At 69.5% G+C, this 17,280-nt stretch carries 15 protein-coding genes and 1 riboswitch; of the genes, 6 read left to right on the forward strand and 9 right to left on the reverse strand.

Going from position 1 to position 17,280, the window contains the following annotated elements; genetic code table 11:
- Positions 1-7: 7 nt before the first annotated feature.
- Entirely contained in the window at positions 8-553 is a 546-nt protein-coding gene (locus HRU81_08240) for a TlpA family protein disulfide reductase (protein QOJ32088.1), read from the reverse strand.
- Between the two features lie 88 nt (positions 554-641).
- Positions 642-737: riboswitch (cyclic di-GMP riboswitch) on the reverse strand.
- A gap of 278 nt (positions 738-1,015) precedes the next feature.
- Between HRU81_08240 and HRU81_08245 the strand changes: the two genes are divergently transcribed.
- On the forward strand, positions 1,016-1,654 hold the full coding sequence (locus HRU81_08245) for a hypothetical protein (protein QOJ32089.1): 639 nt from the start codon (positions 1,016-1,018) through the stop codon (positions 1,652-1,654).
- On the opposite strand, the gene HRU81_08250 is transcribed toward HRU81_08245, so the two are convergent.
- The 7 genes from HRU81_08250 to HRU81_08280 are packed head-to-tail and all read right to left on the reverse strand — an operon-like array spanning position 1,651 to position 8,616.
- Positions 1,651-2,646, reverse strand: a complete 996-nt coding sequence (locus HRU81_08250; GenBank protein ID QOJ32090.1) for an FAD:protein FMN transferase — start codon at positions 2,644-2,646, stop codon at positions 1,651-1,653. The genes HRU81_08245 and HRU81_08250 overlap by 4 nt on opposite strands.
- 53 nt (positions 2,647-2,699) lie before the next feature.
- A complete protein-coding gene (locus tag HRU81_08255; protein QOJ32091.1) occupies positions 2,700-3,914 on the reverse strand; it encodes a DUF3570 domain-containing protein in 1,215 nt (404 codons plus the stop codon).
- Positions 3,915-3,924: 10 nt separating this feature from the next.
- Positions 3,925-4,146, reverse strand: coding sequence for a DUF4266 domain-containing protein (locus HRU81_08260; protein ID QOJ32092.1), 222 nt, complete (start codon positions 4,144-4,146; stop codon positions 3,925-3,927).
- On the reverse strand, positions 4,143-4,631 hold the full coding sequence (locus HRU81_08265) for a TlpA family protein disulfide reductase (protein ID QOJ33342.1): 489 nt from the start codon (positions 4,629-4,631) through the stop codon (positions 4,143-4,145). The genes HRU81_08260 and HRU81_08265 overlap by 4 nt, the downstream gene beginning before the upstream one ends.
- A gap of 41 nt (positions 4,632-4,672) precedes the next feature.
- Positions 4,673-5,347 carry an outer membrane beta-barrel domain-containing protein gene (locus HRU81_08270; protein ID QOJ32093.1) on the reverse strand — a complete coding sequence of 225 codons (675 nt, stop codon included), beginning with the start codon at positions 5,345-5,347 and terminating at the stop codon, positions 4,673-4,675.
- Positions 5,317-6,057, reverse strand: a complete 741-nt coding sequence (locus HRU81_08275) for an SH3 domain-containing protein (protein ID QOJ32094.1) — start codon at positions 6,055-6,057, stop codon at positions 5,317-5,319. Before HRU81_08275 ends, HRU81_08270 begins: the two co-directional genes overlap by 31 nt.
- A gap of 6 nt (positions 6,058-6,063) precedes the next feature.
- The gene (locus HRU81_08280) at positions 6,064-8,616 is read right to left on the reverse strand and encodes a hypothetical protein (protein QOJ33343.1); all 2,553 of its coding nucleotides are present in this window, start codon (positions 8,614-8,616) and stop codon (positions 6,064-6,066) included.
- A gap of 362 nt (positions 8,617-8,978) precedes the next feature.
- Between HRU81_08280 and HRU81_08285 the strand changes: the two genes are divergently transcribed.
- From HRU81_08285 to HRU81_08300, 4 genes are all read left to right on the forward strand, one after another.
- Complete coding sequence (locus tag HRU81_08285; GenBank protein QOJ33344.1) at positions 8,979-10,121, forward strand: hypothetical protein; 1,143 nt, start codon at positions 8,979-8,981, stop codon at positions 10,119-10,121.
- 23 nt (positions 10,122-10,144) lie between these two features.
- Positions 10,145-12,616, forward strand: a complete 2,472-nt coding sequence (locus tag HRU81_08290; protein ID QOJ33345.1) for a LamG domain-containing protein — start codon at positions 10,145-10,147, stop codon at positions 12,614-12,616.
- A 20-nt stretch (positions 12,617-12,636) separates the two neighbouring features.
- The gene (locus tag HRU81_08295) at positions 12,637-14,208 is read left to right on the forward strand and encodes a general secretion pathway protein GspF (protein ID QOJ32095.1); all 1,572 of its coding nucleotides are present in this window, start codon (positions 12,637-12,639) and stop codon (positions 14,206-14,208) included.
- 87 nt (positions 14,209-14,295) lie between these two features.
- Complete coding sequence (locus HRU81_08300; GenBank protein ID QOJ32096.1) at positions 14,296-15,378, forward strand: glycosyltransferase family 4 protein; 1,083 nt, start codon at positions 14,296-14,298, stop codon at positions 15,376-15,378.
- 8 nt (positions 15,379-15,386) lie between these two features.
- Here HRU81_08300 and HRU81_08305 read toward each other — a convergent pair whose 3' ends face one another.
- Positions 15,387-16,193 carry a class I SAM-dependent methyltransferase gene (locus HRU81_08305; GenBank protein ID QOJ32097.1) on the reverse strand — a complete coding sequence of 269 codons (807 nt, stop codon included), beginning with the start codon at positions 16,191-16,193 and terminating at the stop codon, positions 15,387-15,389.
- Between the two features lie 229 nt (positions 16,194-16,422).
- On the opposite strand from HRU81_08305, the gene HRU81_08310 reads away from it, so the two are divergent.
- Positions 16,423-17,226: a lipid-binding SYLF domain-containing protein gene (locus HRU81_08310; protein ID QOJ32098.1), complete on the forward strand. Its 804-nt coding sequence runs from the start codon at positions 16,423-16,425 to the stop codon at positions 17,224-17,226.
- Positions 17,227-17,280: the final 54 nt, after the last annotated feature.

Here is a 17,280-nt window from a genome sequence, read left to right on the forward strand (position 1 = left end):
GATCGCGCTACTCGGCGAGCAGCCCGCGGATTTCCCGCGCCAGTTCCGCCTCGGCCACCGGCTTGCCGTCGCGGTGCGAGGCACGCAGCATCCCGGCACGGTCCACCAGCACCAGCGCGGGCAGACGGCCGACGTCATAGAGGCGGCCGGCCTCGCCGTCCGGATCGAGCAGCACGGGGAAGGCGCCGGCGGCCATGGCAGTGGCCACCGACGGTTCGTCGAAGCTGACGGCGATGACGCTGAGCCCCTGCGGACCCAGCGTTTCCTGCAACTGCCTCAGGTCAGCCAGGCTGTCGCGGCAGCTGCCGCACCAGCTCGCCACGAAGGCCAGCGCCACGACCTCGCTGCGATACTCCGAGAGCCGCAGGTTCTGCCCGCCCGTGCTCTTCAGCGCGAAGTCCGGTGCCGCCGTCGGCACCGGCTCGCTGCCCCGGGCCTCGCGTGCGGCGTGGACCAGCAGCATCGCACCGCACAGGGTCGCCACGGCCAGCGCCAGCCGCCGGCCGCGCGCGCGCGCGTGGAGCATCTCGGTGGAACGGTCCTGCGGTGCCATCGCTGCTGCGTCCCGGGTTGGCCTGCGGGCCCACGCAGCGGAGGATCGGGACGACACGGCAGCGCACGCCATCAGCAGCGGGCGGATCACCGGCAACCCCGCTATCCGGCAGCCCTGCCGACAGGCAGGCCGCGGACCGGAGGCTTTGCGTCCCCGCCTCGCAGCGGGTTTGCCCATGAAACATCAGGAGGACGCGCGCCCGTGGCGGGCATCCTCCCGGCGGGAATGGTGGCAGGGCTTGGACACAATGCCTGTGATTGCGGTCACCGTTTGCCGGCACCGGCCACCGCGCCGGGCGAGTTGCGGCGGCAATCCGGCCCGGTGCCCGGATTACGTCAAATGGATTGTTTTTCTGCTTGCGCTCGCCGGGCGACAGGCGCACTGTCGGCCAAACGACGCTCCGGGGTCGGCTGAACACCGCCCGGAGCGGACAAAAGAAGCGACGAGACGGGGGACGCCTTCATGATCAAGCGATTCCTGCCCATGACCCTGGTACCGCTGCTGCTGGCCGCGGGCGCGACGCAGGCCGCGTCGCTCAGCTTCTACATGGACCAGAGCAACACCGAGGTGGCTTGGCCCGATGGCACGCCTTATCTCCAGGTGACGATCTCCGACAGCACGCTGCATCCGGGGGACATCGAATTCCTGGTGACGCCTCTCGCCTCGCTGACCATGGACGCCGGCAGCAACTTCGGCATCCAGAAATTCGGCTTCAACTCCACCCAGACCCTGACGGGCGCCAACATCGTCGGCCCATCGGGCTGGTCGACAGGCTCCGGCAACATGGACGGCTTCGGCTCCTACGAGGTCACCGAGGGCGGCACCGGCAGCAACCGGCAGAACCCGCTGGCCTTCCGCATCACCGGTATCACGGGCGACGTCGTCGGCGACTATGCGGTGGCCGGCTCCGGCGGTGCCCAGGGAGCCTGGTACTTCGCGGCCCACGTCGCCGGCTTCGACGACATGGATCCCGGTCCCGGCGAGATTTCCAGCGCCTTCTTCGGTGGCAATGCCGTGGTCCCGGTGCCCGCCGCGGCCTGGCTGCTCGGCTCGGCGCTCGGCCTGCTCGGCGTGATCCGGCGGCGACTGCCCGCCCGCTAGCGCTTGCCGCTGCCCGAGGCGAGGCCCTTCGAGTAGCGCACCCGGCGCTGGTCGTCGACGACCACCGCTTCGTAGCCAAGCACCGAGGCGACGATGGCGAGGCCCTGGTCCGGGCCCTTGATGAAGACCGTCTTCGTCAGCCCCTCGGTCATCACCGCATCGGGGCCGACGATGGTCACGCTGCGCACGCCGCTGGCCGACTTGCCGGTACGCGGATCGATGATGTGGTGGATGCGCTTGCCCCCTTCGATGAAGTAGCGCTCGTAGTCACCCGAGGTCGAGATCGCCTCGTCGACCAGCGCCAGGCGCGTCACCAGCTTGCTGACATCGTCCGGATCGCGGATACCGACGATCCACGGCGCGCCGTGGTGATCACCCAGCAGGCGCGTGTCGCCGCCGGCGGTCGCCAGCGCGTGCTGCACACCGGCGGCGCGCAGCCGGGCGATGACCCGTTCCACCGAGTAGCCCTTGGCGATGCCGCCGAGATTGATGCGGGTGCCGGGCATGGTGAAGCGGATGCTGTGAGCGGCCGGATCGAGCACCACATGGCGGTAGTTGATCTCCGGCAGGCGCGCGGCGATCTCGGCATCCGTCGGCTTGATGCGGCGGCGGTAGTCGTAGAGCTGGCCGACGCTGTCGAAGGTGATGTCGAAGGCACCCTGCGAGAGTACCGACATCTCCAGCGAGCGTGCCACCAGCCCGTAGAGCTCGGCGCTCACCGGCACCGGGCCATCCGCGGCGCGGGCATTGACGCGGGAGATCTCCGAGTCCGGCCGGAAGGTGCTCATCTCCGCCTCGATGCGGTCGAACTCGGCCATGGCCGCGGCAATCAGTGCACGCGCCTCGGGCTCGCTCTCGTGCCAGATCTCGACATCGATGCGCGTGCCCATCTTGTCCTGGCTGTCGGCATACCAGGCGGCGTGCGCCGCCGCGCTGCAGCCGAGGGCGAGGATGGCAGCGAAAATCGCGAAGGACCGGTCGGGGATCAGCATTGCAGCGACGCCAGCAGCCTGCGGGGGCCGCCAGCGTACCCCAGCGCACGGGCTCAGAACCAGAGCGAGAAGAACAGCTGCAGCACGCCGGCGGAGAAGCTGTACAGTGGCTCGCTGCCCGGGGTGGCGCCGCTGCCGCGGATGTCGCGGAAATCGTCGTAGCTGTACATGAAGTGGTCGTAGACCAGGTTCACCGACCCCTTGTCCAGCATCCGGGTGAAGTGGATCGGCACCTCGTAGCCCACCGCGAAGCGCAGTGCCTGGCTGCCGAAAGTGCTGAGCTCCTTGTCCCGCGCCAGGAAGTTCTGCGCGTCGGCGTAGGGAAACAGGTCGCTGTAGAAGTCCGCAGCCTCCTGCGTGTAGTAGCGGTAGCCGACATCGAAGGTCCAGCGCCGCCAGGGGTGGGTGTAGCCCACTTCGTAGGTGGAGGCACCGATGCCCCAGCTGTCGTCGTAGTAGCGGTATCCGGCCGACACCGCCGCGCGGTAGGGCAGGAAGTAGCGCAGGCGCAGCGCGACAGCGTTGCTGTCGCGCGTCCGGGGGTAGACCTCGTCCTGGTAGCTGTAGCCGGTGGCGCTGCTGCCGTCGGCGTAGCGCACGCGCCGGTAGGGGTTGTTGAGGAAGCCCTCGTCCGCCACCGACTCGTAGTCGATGCTGGCGATCAGGTTGCGGGTGAGGATCTGCGAGAGGCCGAGGCGGTAGCGCCAGTGGTCGGCGGGCTGGCTGAAGTCCGAGTCGCGCTTGCCGACGTCGTCGGCGCCGCGCCCGTAGCCCATGGAGACGGTGGTGAGGCCGCCGAAGACTTCCTGGCTGAGGCCGAGGTTCCAGGTGGTGGCCTGGTAGTCGCTTTCATCGCTGCGGGTCCAGGCGGCGCTCAGGGTGGTGTCGCCGCGCAGGTAGTCCATGCCGAGTGTCGTTTCCTTGCGCTCCTCGCTGTAGGGGCTGGCCTGGGTGACGACATCGATGGAGGCGCTGCTGACGGTGTCGACGTAGTAGTTGGCGTTGAAGGAGAGGTCCTGGCCGGCGCTCTTGCGGACCAGGATGGAGGGGCCGTCGATCTGCACGCCGCCGCCGTCGTAGTAGTGGTAGAGGACGTCGGCGCGGTCCTCGGGGAGGACGCCTGCGCGGACACCGAGGCTCGCGCAGAGGAGGATGGCGAGCGCAGCGGCGGGCCTTGCGGCCGCAGCCCTCCGCAGCCGCTCCCCGATACTCGCCTGGTTCGGAGGGCAGCGGCCTCCGGCCCGTTCCACGTCGAGGTTCCTTTCCATATCGCTCTTCCTAGTTGCAGCCGCAGCCGCCGCCGCTGCTGCCGGTGGCGCCGCGGGCGGCTTCGCGCGCCTCGAGCACGTGGTGCGTGTAGGCGGCGGAGACGGGGTTGCGGTCCCAGCTCATGATGGGATCGGCGAGGCGGTCACGCTCGTAGGGCTTGACCCAGGGCTGGATGCCACAGCCGGTTGCGGCCATGGCGAGCAGGGCGAGGACGAGGACGCGCGGTGTCATGACTTCTCCCGGATGAGGCTGCGGACCTGGTCCTGGTACTGGTCCTCGGTGCCGGGCGTGTAGCCGTAGTGGATGAAGCGGACCTGACCCTTGCGGTCGATGATGACGGTGCTGGGCATGGCGGTGACCTGATAGAGCTTGCTGACGTGGTTGTCGCGGTCGAAGAGGACGGGGAAGGTCACCGGCGTGTCCTTGAGCCAGCGGTCGGCGCCGGCGCTGTCTTCCTCGACGTTGACGGCGAGCAGCGTGAAGCCGAGGCCCCTGTAGCGCTGGTAGATCTGCTCGAGCAGCGGCATCTCCTTGCGGCAGGGGCCGCACCAGGTAGCCCAGAAGTTCACCAGCACGACCTGGCCCCTGAGGCTGGCGAGGGAAACATCGCCACCGGCACGGGCCGGCAGGCTGAAGTCGGGCGCCGGCGCGGTGGCGGGCGCGGCGGGCGCCGCCAGCGGCAGCACCAGCAGCAGCGCGGCGAGCGCGGCGGGCATGGCGGTTGCGCGTGTCATCGATTGCATATCTGCCCTCCTCCTCAGAAGAACACCGTGGCGCCCAGGGTGAACTCGATGTTGTGCGTGGACTTGTCCTCGCCGGTGATGTCGATGTCGAACATGTGGTCGCGGACGGTGAAATGCAGCGCCAGCCAGTCGAGGGCCAGCACCCGGTAGCCGGCACCGTAGGTGAAGGTGAAGTAGTCGTCGCCGGCGAAGCGGGTGTTGCCGGCGCCGACCAGCAGGTAGAGCGCGCTGTTGAAGGCGTGGTTGCGGCCGATGAACACCTCGCCCGGGAGCAGGTTGTAGCCGAGCGAAACGTCGTAGTACTGGAACTGGCGCTCGTCGTCGGTGAGCAGGGGCGCGCTGCTGCCGGAGAGGATCTCGTAGCTGGTCTTGCCGGCATCGCTCGTGCCCCAGGTGGCTTCGGCGAACAGTCCCTCGGTGATGTGGTAGGCCAGCCGCGCCCCGTACACGGTGTTGCTGCCGAAGTCCTCGACGCTGAGGAAGCCGACATAGCCACCGAGCTCGAAGTCCTCGGTGTCGACCCTGGGACGGCTGACATCACGGCGCTCGACCTGCGGGTCGATCACCGGGCGCGCCTGGTCGGCCTCGGCCTCGCGGTCCAGCGAGCGGCTGGCGCAGCCGCCGGCAGCCGCCGCGGCGATGCCCAGCAGCGCGGCCCTCAGAAGAAAAACGCGAATCCTGCTTTCCATTCTTCCACTTCCTCGTTGTCGTCGCGGCTGGTGAAGACGATGTCGCCCGTGTACTCGGCGCGGAACATGAAGCGCCTGGTCAGGTAGGCGCGCAGGCCCAGCCCGGCCTGGCCGTACTGGTCGGTGCGGTCCTCCGTGCTCACCAGGCTGGCGCGCGGGCTGATGCTGAGCACGCCGGTGCCGAGCAGCAGGTAGGGAGAGATCCGCCAGTCGGGGAACGGCGTGTGCACCAGCCGCAGCCCGGCCATCCAGCCATCGGAGTATTCGCCGCTCAGCTGGGCGGCCAGCAGCTCCACCGAGAGGTTGGCCGACATGCGCCAGGCACCGGTCAGGGAGATGGAGCTGGCGCCGTCGAAATCCCCGAGGCTGAGGGAGGTCTCCCAGCGGCGGCTGGCGAAGTCGTCCCAGCCCGGGTCGGTGATGACCAGCGGCTCTCCGCTCTCCCGGAGGGTCTGCGCCAGCTGCTCGTCACGCACCCAGCCGGTGACGCCGCGGTCGGTGCGCACCTTGAACCAGTCGGTGCGCCGCTTCAGCACCTCGATCTTCGAGCCGCGATCAGCCACGTGGAATACCGGGTAGCCGCGCCCCGGCCCGGTGTGCATCTCCAGGTAGGGCTCCGCCACCACCACCTCGAGGGTCGCGGGCTTTGCATAAGCGGGTGCCACCAGGACAAGCGCGGCCAGCAGGGCGATGAGGATCCTGGTTGGCATGCAGCCTCAGTTCAGCGGAGCGTCGAAGGGGTTGTTGTAGTACTGGCCGCCGAGGTCCACCCACTCGGCCAGCAGCTTGAGTTCGGCTCCACTGAGCCAGCCGGCGTGACTGCCGCCGGCGAGGAAGCGGTTGAAGAACCCGGGCGACTGCAGCGATCCCGCCGTCGACATCACCGCGCTCACCGGCACCGGCGCGAAGATCGGATCGCCGGTGTCGGGGTCGACGCCGACCTGCACCAGCACGTCCTGCAGCGCGCCGCCGTTGAGCTCCTGCTCGTTGTCGCCGAAGAACAGCTCCACGTAGGACTTGAAGAACTCCGGGCGCAGATCGGAGGCACCGGCCGAGAGGTCGAGCTGACCCGCAGGCACCTGCGCCGCGCCATTGCCATCCACCACGTTGTGGCAGCTGGTGCAGCTGTGGTCGGCCACCACCACGTTGTTGCCGTCGACGACCTGGCGGTTCACCGACCACAGCGGGTGGATGTGGGTCTCGTAGTTGATGGTGATGCGGCACTGGGGCGTCCACGCGGCGAGGCAGGCGGCGCTGGCGGGCGCGGGCGTGGAGAGATCCGCGTAGCGCCAGGCGAAACTGGCGTCGGGGGCGCGGCCCGAAGCCACGGCGTCGGTCCAGACATCGTCGAAGCGCAGGTCCACGCCGGGCGTGATGGCCGCGCAGTCGGTGGCGCAGGAGATGCGCGCACGGGCATCGGCCATGGTCTCGCCGCTGTCGGCGAACAGCGCCGGGTTCGCATGCGGGAATGGCTGCCCGTCGAGTGCCGCCCCCGGCCAGGCGCTGTCGAACAGGCCGTCGCGACCATGGGAGAGCTGCGAGGAAGGATTGTGGCAGCCATTGCAGCTGCGCACCTCGCCGGCGCGCAGCTGCAGCCAGTTCTGGTGGCGCGCGCTGATGCGTCGCCCCTGGGCGTCGAGCACGCTCAGCGCCACCGGCACGTTGGCCGGCACCTTGACCACCACCGAGCCGTCGGGCTCCACCATGGTGTAGCCGAGGATCTCGCGCATGCCCTGCCCGGCCGAGGCGCCGAAGGCGGAGTTGTCGAAGTCGCGCACCGTGCGGTCCGGGATGGCCACCGCCTTCTCCAGGCGCAGGAAGCGTGCCGGGCGCTGGTCCGCGGTGGTCAGGGACGGATCGGCGGTGGTGGCGATGTCGCGCGAAGCCGTGCCGTCGATGTCGTAGACGCTGCGGATGCGGATCAGGCCCACGCCCTCCGCCAGCAGCTCGGGATCGAGCTCGCCGGTGCTTTCCTTGTCGAAGATCACCGGCGGCAGCGGCTGTGATTCGAAGGCCACCACGTCACTGACCATGACGCCCTCCACGGGCGCGACCACCGGCAGCTGCGTGCTGTCGCGCGGGTCGTAGACCCAGATGCCGTAGACCGGCGGCGCCGCCTGGACTCCGGCAACGGCCAGTCGCTCCGGCGTGCAGGGCATCGGCCGTCCGGCATCGAGAACCCGGCACTGGCTCCAGCTGACGAGCAGCCGGCCGGTGCCGTCGTGGAGCGGATACGCAGCAGCGTAGGCGCCGCGCGGGGAGATGCTGCCGTCGGTCAGCGCATCGTTCACGGTGGCGGCCGCCTGTGCCGGACCGGTGAGGATGCCGATGTCGGCGGCCAGCGGCTGCGTGTTGTCGACGTAGCGCGCGGTGTCGATGGCCACCAGGTTGCCGCCCTGGCTCGGCGCGCTGAACGGACGCAGGATGGTCAGCAGGCGGCCATCGGCCATCTCGCGTGGCTGCAGGAACTGCACCGTGGCGCCGCCGGTGCCGGTGGCGTGGCTGTTGGCGCCGTAGAGGAGCTGCAGGCCGGTGCCGTCGGGATTCATCCTGTAGAGCGACATCTCGCCGACGCTGCCGGCATTGTCCCAGCGGGTGAAGGCCACTTCGCCGGTGGACAGCACCGTCGGGTCGAGATCATGACTCTGGTTGAAGGAGACCTGGTGGATGTTGCCGCCATCGGCATCCATCACGTGCAGCACGAACGCGGGCTCGCGACGGTCCTCCTCGAGGCCGGCATACTGCGGCTTGCCCTCGTCCACCAGCACCGCGCCGGTCTGGCGCTGGCGCGTGGAGGAGAAGAGGATGCGGCCGTCGGGCAGGTAATGCGGCGCCACATCGTGGCCCGCCGCGGCGATGACATCAGAGTCGATGACCCGGCGCAGCACGTCGCGCACACGGTCGTACTCCCAGATGCCCCACTTCGGCTGGTCCTCGTCGTCGGCATCCGGATCGATGGGCCCGCACATGGCGAAGATCACCCGCTCGCCGTCCCACGAGGTTTCAAGATCGCGGATGTCGTACCGGCCCTGGGTGAGGCTGCCGGTGACATTGCGCGCCGCCGCGGAGGGCGCGGCGCGCTCGCGCACCCAGAGATCGGCACCCGGATGAAAGGTACGCAGCCGGCGCGCATCGGCGGCGACGAGCTGGCCCTGTCCGTTGGCGGGAAGTGGCCGCACCACATAGGCGATGGCGACGTCCGGCACCACGGGGTCGGGCCCCTGCCCGCTGCCGACGCCGACGCCACCGCCACCGCAGGCGCCGAGCATGGCGCCCGCCCACAGCAGGAGAGCCGTCTTCATCCAGTCAATACGCACGCATTCGCCCCGCAGCCGGTACGCCATGGCACACACCCGCATTAATCCAACACCCGCGGAAAGTCTGAGCCCGCGCGGCGCGGACAGACGCAGCGGAGCTAACGTAATGCATGGCGAAATGAGCGGACTGTTAAGGCGATCACAGAAGGGGATGGTCACCGGGGGCCTACACTTCCCCGCAGCGCGCAATGCGCTGTTGTGTGCGGACGGGTGCTATGAACGGCGGGTGTACGCGGAAGCCCTCGCGGGCTTCGCTTGGGACATGCATCACGGACCCCGTGGCCGGCGGCCGCGGGCGGCTTGCTGCGCGCGGCCTGGTGCTGGGCCTGCTGCTGGTGCTGGCCAGCGGCAGCGCGCTGGCAGGCGCGCGCGAACAGGCCAAGCGCATCCATGACCGCTTGTCGGGGGTACCGCCCACGGCGGCGACCCTGGATGCGATGGCGGCCGACATCTCCGGCGGCAATGCCATGGCCGCGGCCTTCACGGCCATGGAGTCGCCGTCGTTCTACAACGTCACGCTGAAGAACTTCGCCGCGCCCTGGACCAACAAGGCGCAGTCGGTGTTCGTGCCGCTGAACGATTACACCGCCACCATCGTCGGCATGGTGCGCGACGACGTGCCATTCAACACCGTGCTGTCGGCCAACATCCTCTACGTCGGCGGCCCCGGGCTGGGGCTGCCGGCCTACTCCATGACCAGCAATGCGCACTACCAGGCCATGGACGACCAGGGTGCGGACCTCAAGACCGGCCTGGTGCAGACCACGCAGACGGCCGTCACCGACCTGCCGGCCGCGGCGATCGCCGGCGTGCTCAGCACCCGCGCCGCCTCCGAGGCGTTCTTCATCGCGGGCACCAACCGCGCCATGTTCCGTTTCACGGTACTCAACCACCTGTGCAAGGACCTCGAAGAGCTCAAGGATCCCTCGCTGCCGGTGGATCGCATACCACAGGACGTCTCGCGCTCACCCGGCGGTGACAGCCGCGTGTACCTCAATGCCTGCGCAGGCTGCCACACCGGGCTGGACCCGATGACGCAGGCCTTCGCCTACTACAACTGGGACCAGGTCGCCGGGCGGCTGGTGTACACGCCCGGCCAGGTGCAGCCGAAGTTCCTCATCAACGCCGACAACTTCAAGACCGGCTACGTCACCCAGGACGACCACTGGGTCAACTACTGGCGTCGCGGGCAGAACCGCGTGCTGGGCTGGGCAGCCAGCGGCAGCGGCAGCAGCGGTTCGGGCCAGGGCGCGGCCTCGCTCGGCGCGGAGCTGGCCAACAGCGATGCCTTCGCACGCTGCCAGGTACAGAAGGTGTTCCGCAACGTCTGCCTGCGCGACCCGGCGAACGGCGCCGACCGCGGGCAGGTCGACACCATGGTCAGCTCCCTCAGGGCCAACGGCTTCAAGCTCAAGCGCACGTTCGCCGAGGCGGCCGTGTACTGCAAGGGGGACTGAGCATGAAACGCATCGAGGCAAGCATGACCCTGCTGCAGCTGTTCCCGGCCCTGCGTCGCGCGCTGCTGGCCGCCTCCGCCGCCGTGCTGCTTGCCGCCTGCGGCGGCGGCGGCGCCGACGTGGTGGGCAAGCCGAACCTCTCAGGCGGCAATCCGGGCGTGTCCTCCTACGGCGGTCCGCCACCGCAGACCAGCGATATCCAGGCCTTCATGTCGGCGCTGTGGGCCAACGTGCGCGAAGGCACGCCGGCCGATTGCGGCTCCTGCCACGAGGCGGGCGGCCAGGCGCCGCAGTTCGCGCGCGAGGACAACGTCAACCTCGCCTACGAGGCGGCCAACACCGTGGTGAACCGCAGCGACCCGCCCTCCTCGCAGCTGGCGCAGAAGGTGGCCGGTGGCCACCACTGCTGGCTCGGCAGCGATGGCGCGAGCCTGGGCGCCTGCTCCGACATCATCGCCCAGTGGATCGAGAACTGGGCCAACCCGAGCGGCGCGGTGGGCAGCCGGCAGATCAACATCCAGCCGCCGGTGATCAAGGATGTGGGCCAGAGCCGTGCCTTCCCGGCCGACCCGACGCTGTTCCAGACGCTGCTCTACGAGCCAATCCTCACCGAGTACTGCGCGGCCTGCCACAGCTCCACGGCACGCACGCCCGAGCAGCCGTTCTTCGCCGACCCGGACCTGGCGGCGGCCTACGCGGCGGCGAAGGCGAAGATCAACCTCGACCACCCCGACCAGTCGCGCCTGGTGGTGCGCCTGCGCGACGAGTTCCACAACTGCTGGAGCGACTGCGCGGCCAACTCCGCCGAGATGCAGGCGGCCATCGAAGCCTTCGCCGCCCAGGTGCCGGTAACCGGCGTGGCCGCCAACCTCGTGGTGAGCAAGGCGCTGAAGCTCACCGACGGCACGGTGGCCAGCGGCGGCAACCGCTACGAGGCCAGCCAGATCGCCCTCTGGGAATTCAAGGAGGGCTCGGGCACCACCGCCTTCGACACCAGCGGTGTCAACCCGGCGATCAACCTGACGCTGTCCGGCGAGATCAGCTGGGTCGGCGGCTGGGGCATCAGCGTCAAGTCCGGCAAGGCCCAGGGCTCGACCACCGCCAGCCGCAAGCTGCGCGACCTGATCGGCGCCACCGGCGAGTACTCCATCGAAGCCTGGGTCGCCCCGGGCAACGTCACCCAGGAGGACGCGCGCATCGTCAGCTACTCGGCCGGCACCACGGCGCGCAACTTCACCCTCGGCCAGACGCTCTACAACTACGACTTCCTCAACCGCAACGCGCTCAGCGACGGCAACGGCGAGCCGCGCCTGTCCACGGCCGACGCCGCGCGTCGCCTGCAGGCGACGCTGCAGCACGTGGTGGTGACCTACGACCAGGTCAACGGCCGGCGCATCTACGTCAACGGCGAGTACACCGGCGACGCAGACCCGCTGGGCGGCGACAACCTCAACGACTGGGACGACACCTTCGCCTTCGTGCTCGGCAACGAGGTCTCCGGCGACCGCCAGTGGAAGGGCGTGCTGCGCATGGTGGCCATCCACAACCGCGCGCTGACCCAGGCCCAGGTGCAGCAGAACCTCGCGGTCGGCGTCGGCGAGAAGTACTTCCTGCTGTTCTCGGTGGCCAGCCAGGTCAACGTGCCGGATGCCTACGTCATGTTCGAGGTGGCGCGCTTCGACACCTACAGCTACCTGTTCCAGAAGCCGTTGTTCATCGTGCTCTCGGATTCGCCGCCGACGCTGAACGTCCCGGTGAAGGCCATGCGCATCGGCGTCAATGGCGTCGAGTCCCAGGTGGGCCAGGCCTACGTCAACCTCGACACCACCATCGGCGCATCCGGGCAGTCGCTCGGCGGCGTGGGCACGGTGATCCCGCTCAACCTCGGACCGGATGGCGACGAGTTCTTCCTCACTTTCGAGGTCCTCGGCACCCATACCGACGTGCGCACCGAGCCGGCCGTGCTGGTGCCCCCGCCGCCGCCGGATGGCCCGCCGCAACCGGACATCGGCGTGCGCATATTCGACGAGATCAACGCCACCATGTCGCAGGTGACGGGCGTGAGCACGCAGGCGACCGGCGTCAAGCAGACCTTCACGACCATCAAGCAGCAGCTGCCCGCCGTCGAGAGCATCGAGGGCTTCCTCTCGGCGCACCAGGTGGGCGTGGCGCAGCTCGCCATCGAGTACTGCAACGCGCTGGTGGACAGCGTGCCGCTGCGTACCGCCTTCTTCCCGGGCTTCAACTTCGCCCTGCCCGCCAGCCAGGCCTTCGACACCGCGGGCGAGCGCGACCTGGTGCTGGATCCGCTGGTGGCGAAGGTGCTCAACAGCAACCTGGCCTCGCAGCCTTCGGTGGAGATGAAGACGGAACTCGACAATCTCATGGACCGGCTCACGGCCTGCGGCGGCAGCTGCGCCGCGGACCGCACCCCCGTGGTGGTCAAGGCCAGCTGTGCCGCCGCGCTCGGCAGCGCCGGCATGCTGGTGCAGTAGGACGGAACGAGGCACAAGTCATGACGCGCAATCGCAAGGGATTCGGCCTGGACCAGCCACTGCGGCACCCGGATCATCGCCGCCCGGTGAGCCGGCGGGAGTTCATCGCCCAGGGCTTCGCCAGGGGTGGCGCCGTGGTGGCCGGGGCTTCGCTGTTCAGCCTGTTCGCCGACCCGAGGGCGGCCCATGCCGCGCTCTCGCCGGATATCCAGGCACTGCTCGGTCCCTGTGGCATCTCCAACCTCGGCGCCGGCAAGATCCCCTTCATCTGCTTCGACCTGGCGGGCGGCGCCAATATCGCCGGCTCCAGCGTGCTGGTCGGCCAGCAGGGCGGCCAGCAGGACTTCCTCACCACCGCGGGCTACGGCAAGCTCGGCCTGCCCGGTGACATGACCCCGGCGGCGCCCGGCTTCATCGACACGACGCTCGGCCTCGCCTTCCACAGCGACAGCTCGTTCCTGCGCGGCATGAAGACCCGCCTCTCGGCCGGCACCATGGCCGCGATCAACGGCGCTGTGATCCCGGCGCGCTCGGAGAACGACACCGGCAACAATCCGCACAACCCGATGTATGCCATCTGGCGCGCGGGCGCGGATGGCGAGCTGCTGACCCTGATCGGCTCGCAGAGCTCGGATTCCGGCGGCAACTCCATGGCCCCCGCCGCCACCATGGATGTCTCGGTGCGCCCGACCAAGGTGGACCGCACCAGCGACGTCACCGGCCTGGTGGACACCGGCAAGCTGGTGGGACTGCTCAACCAGGACGACGCGGTGGCGGTGATGGAGTCCATCGAGCGCATCAGCCACAGCAAGCTCGGCCGTGTGGACACCAAGGTCAGCGCCGATGCGGTCATCAAGGACCTGGTGCGCTGCGGCTACGTCAAGTCGGCATCGATCACCGACCGCTACGGCAACCCCTCGGCGCTGAACCCGGAGCTGGATGCGCAGATCAAGGGCGCCACCGGCATCTTCAGCGATGCGGAGTTCGATGGCGACGGCGAGTTCCGCAAGACCGCCGCGGTGATGAAGATGGTCGTCAACGGCTACGCCGGTGCCGGCACCATCACCATGGGCGGCTTCGACTACCACACCGGCGACCGCTCCACCGGCGAGCTGCGCGACTTCCGTGCCGGCGCCTGCATGGGCGCCTGCCTGGAGTACGCGGCACGCGTCGGCGTGCCGCTGATGCTCTACGTGTTCAGCGACGGCTCGGTGAACTCCAGCGGCATGCTCGACAACTCGCCGAATGGCCGCGGCAAGGGCGTGTGGACCGGCGACGACCAGAACACCGCCGCGAGCTTCTTCCTGGTCTACAACCCGGGCGGCCGCCCCACGCTCTTCACCGGCGACGGCCGGCCGGCGGAGCGCCACCAGCAGCTCGGCTGGTTCCGCGCCGACGGCTCCGTGGAGACCGCCGGCACACCGGCCGCCAACAATGTGAACCTGCTGGTGGAGACCGTGGCGCTCAACTACATGGCCCTGCACGGCGAGCAGGCGCAGTTCGCCAGCAAGTTCCCCATGCACGGCCTCGGCCCGCCGTCGCTGCGCGATTCACTGATGGCCTTCAATCCCATCGTCAACGGGACGATCTAGGCCGCACGGCGCCGATCCAGGCAGCTTCTCCACCCCCTGCACGATGAACGGCAGGGGACGCCACCCTCCTGTAGCATGGCAGCGACCATGCGCATCGGCATCGAAGTCACCACGGCCTGCCTGCGGGAGCCCACCGGGGTCGCCCATTACGCGCGCTTCCTGAGCGAAGCGCTCGCCGCGACCTTTCCCGACGACCACCTGGAGCTGCTGGTCCGGCTCTCGCGCTGGCGCCGCCGCGCCTGGCTGCCGAATCCCGCGCAGCTGCCCGTGCGCAGCTATCACGGCCCCTGGCTGCGCTCGCCCTGGCTGCGCCCCGAGGTGGTGCACGGCACCGAGGCCTGGCTGCCCGCCTGGAAGGAGCCGGCCGGCGTCGTGACGGTGCACGACCTTGCCGCCCTGCGGGTCGCCGAGGACTGGTTCGCCCCGGCCGCTTTCCGCGCGCGCAAGCAGCGCGCCTACGAAGAGCTGCGGGAGACGGCCGACCTCGTCATTGCACCGAGCGAGGTGACCCGCCGCGACCTGCTCGAGCTGTTCGGCTACGACCCGCAGCGCGTGCGTGTCATTCCCCATGGCATCGAGGAGCGCTTCCGCCACGACGCAGCGGCCGATCCCGCGGTGGCGGCACGCCATGGCCTGGCGGCCGGCTTCGTGCTGTTCGTCGGTCGCGTGTCCACGCGCAAGAACGTTGCGCGCATGGTCGAGGCCTTCGCCCGGTCAGCCGCGGCGCGCGGGCGCATGCTGGCGCTGGCCGGACCCATGGCGCTCGGCGGCGAGACGGTAATGGAGGCCGTCACCCGGCTTGGCCTGGAGAGCCGGGTGCGACTGCTCGGCTTCTGCAGCGACGCGGAGATCGAGGCGCTGTACCGCTCGGCGGCCGCACTGCTGTTCCCGACCTATTACGAGGGCTTCGGGCTGCCGATTCTCGAAGCCATGGCCTGCGGCCTGCCGGTGGTGGCGGGCAGTCTCGGCGCAGCCCCGGAAGTGGCAGCGGGTCATGCCGAGATCGCCGATCCCATGGATGTCGACGACATGGCGGCGGCACTGGATCGGGCGCTGGACATGGGCGCCGCCCGGCGCGCCGCGGCGGCCAGCCATGCACGCGGCTTCAGCTGGGAAAAGTCCGCGCAGGCCACCCGCGCCGCCTACGCCGAGGCCGCGACGCGCGGCTGAGCCGCCGTTCAGGCGAGCCGTGCCAGCGCCCGCGCCTTGGTGCCGACGGCAACGCGATTGAGGAACCAGTTGGCCAGCGGCTTCTTCGAGTAGGTCTCCCAGCGCAGCAGCTCGAAGCCGCTGCGCCGGCAGAGTTCGCCGAAGGCGCGGCGCGAGTACTCGTTGCAGTGGCCGGCGACGAAATCCGGCGGGAAGCGCCGCCGGTGCAGCCCGGCGCCCTCGGCGAAGCGCCGCCAGCGCTTCGACAGCGCCTCGACATTGGGCATCTCGGCGAGGAAATACCCGCCCGGGCGCAGCAGGGCGCGGATGCGCGCCATGGCGCCGAGCCCATCGGGCAAGTGCTCCAGCACATGGCGCAGGCAGACGATGTCGTATGCCCCGGCATCGTCCGGTGCCGGATCGCTGGCGAGGAAATCCCCCACCATCACCTCTACGCCGAGCTTGTCCTGCACGAAGGCCGCCATGGCGGGCGAGAGCTCCAGGCCCTTGACCTGCCAGCCCGCTCGCTGCGCCAGGTACAGCAGGCGGCCGGTGCCGCAGCCGATGTCCAGCAGCCGCCCTGGGCCGGGCAGCTGGCGCTGGATGAAGGCCCAGGACTGGTCCTTGTCGAGGTTCCTGGGGGCCCGGTCGTCGGTCGGGTCGATGAACTCGAGGGTGTACTGTTCCTGGTCAAGCCCCGTCGCGAGGTCGTAGTTGACCAGCGCGCAGTCGGGGCAGCGGTAATAGCGGAACCGCCCGTCGTTGCCGAGGGAGAAATAAAAGTACAGGTTGCGCCCGCCACAGAGGCGGCACGGAAAGGTCGCCTCGCCGGTCATGCGCGGCATCCTAGAGGGCCCAACCGGGGGTCGCAATCGCCCGGGTGCGTCCCGCCGGGCCGGCGGGCCTCGCCAGCGTCAACCCAAGCCTGACAGGGGTCTATCCTCCTCCGCTCACCTCGATTAAAAAGACTCTTTCCTAACGGCATGATTTGCAGTAAATTAAGGCCAACGCTCGGAAGGTCTCGTCAAGAAGGTCCGCGAGCTCCCAAACCAGGAGGGAACGACCATGACGAGACTGACTGCCATTCTGCTTGCCCTGGCCTGCGCCGCTGCCAGCAGCGCCGCCACGGCCTCCGAGCTCGACTACCGGGTGGATACCGCCACCCAGATCCTGCAGGACCTCAAACGCATCCCGGAGAACGCCGTGCCCCCGGCCCTGCTCAGCCGGGCCTACGCGGTGGCCGTGATCCCCGGCGTGCTCAAGGGCGGCTTCGTCCTCGGCGGCACCTACGGGCGCGGCATCGTCGTCGCACGCCGCGCCGACGGCCAGTGGAGCAACCCGGCCTTCGTGCAGCTGGCCGGCGGCAGCATCGGCTTCCAGGCCGGGCTGCAATCCACGGACCTGGTGCTGGTATTCAAGAGCCAGCGCGCCCTGGACGGCCTGTCCAGCGGCAAGATCACCCTCGGCGGGGATGCCTCCATCGCCGCCGGCCCGGTGGGCCGCCAGGCCAGCGCCGCGACCGACCTGCAGATGCAGAGCGAGATCTACTCCTACGCGCGCAGCCGCGGCTTCTTCGCCGGCGTCTCCCTGGACGGCAGCGTGCTGTCCATGGACAGCGACGCCAACGGCGAGTACTACCAGGGCGAGCGCAGCGCCGCGAAGATCCTCACCGACACCAGCATTCCCGCACAGGCCTCCGGCCGCCGCTTCATCGACACCCTGGCGGCCATCGCCCCGGCGCTGCCGGGCCAGGGCGCCAGCCGTGCAGCGGCTGCGGACCCGGAGATGACCACCCCGGCCCCGAGCGGTGCGCGCACCTTCGGTGTCGAGGACGGCAGCGCCGCCCCGGCCGAAGGTGGCGTCTTCTAGCCCGCCCCGGCGACGATTCCTCCGCATTGCGGCCCGTTGCTTCAAGCCCGGGCC

The organism is Gammaproteobacteria bacterium (genome assembly GCA_015709695.1).
In the GTDB taxonomy this organism is placed as follows: Bacteria; Pseudomonadota; Gammaproteobacteria; order Steroidobacterales.

Excerpts from the sequence above, each read along its gene's own strand:
- HRU81_08280 (QOJ33343.1), bottom strand. The coding sequence starts at position 8,616 with ATGCTCGGCGCCTGCGGTGGCGGTGGCGTCGGCGTCGGCAGCGGGCAG.
- HRU81_08270 (QOJ32093.1), bottom strand. The coding sequence starts at position 5,347 with ATGGAAAGCAGGATTCGCGTTTTTCTTCTGAGGGCCGCGCTGCTGGGC.
- HRU81_08300 (QOJ32096.1), top strand. The coding sequence starts at position 14,296 with ATGCGCATCGGCATCGAAGTCACCACGGCCTGCCTGCGGGAGCCCACC.
- HRU81_08240 (QOJ32088.1), bottom strand. The coding sequence starts at position 553 with ATGGCACCGCAGGACCGTTCCACCGAGATGCTCCACGCGCGCGCGCGC.
- HRU81_08305 (QOJ32097.1), bottom strand. The coding sequence starts at position 16,193 with ATGACCGGCGAGGCGACCTTTCCGTGCCGCCTCTGTGGCGGGCGCAAC.
- HRU81_08255 (QOJ32091.1), bottom strand. The coding sequence starts at position 3,914 with ATGGAAAGGAACCTCGACGTGGAACGGGCCGGAGGCCGCTGCCCTCCG.
- HRU81_08265 (QOJ33342.1), bottom strand. The coding sequence starts at position 4,631 with ATGCCCGCCGCGCTCGCCGCGCTGCTGCTGGTGCTGCCGCTGGCGGCG.
- HRU81_08260 (QOJ32092.1), bottom strand. The coding sequence starts at position 4,146 with ATGACACCGCGCGTCCTCGTCCTCGCCCTGCTCGCCATGGCCGCAACC.
- HRU81_08310 (QOJ32098.1), top strand. The coding sequence starts at position 16,423 with ATGACGAGACTGACTGCCATTCTGCTTGCCCTGGCCTGCGCCGCTGCC.
- HRU81_08295 (QOJ32095.1), top strand. The coding sequence starts at position 12,637 with ATGACGCGCAATCGCAAGGGATTCGGCCTGGACCAGCCACTGCGGCAC.
- HRU81_08290 (QOJ33345.1), top strand. The coding sequence starts at position 10,145 with ATGACCCTGCTGCAGCTGTTCCCGGCCCTGCGTCGCGCGCTGCTGGCC.
- HRU81_08250 (QOJ32090.1), bottom strand. The coding sequence starts at position 2,646 with ATGCTGATCCCCGACCGGTCCTTCGCGATTTTCGCTGCCATCCTCGCC.
- HRU81_08245 (QOJ32089.1), top strand. The coding sequence starts at position 1,016 with ATGATCAAGCGATTCCTGCCCATGACCCTGGTACCGCTGCTGCTGGCC.
- HRU81_08275 (QOJ32094.1), bottom strand. The coding sequence starts at position 6,057 with ATGCCAACCAGGATCCTCATCGCCCTGCTGGCCGCGCTTGTCCTGGTG.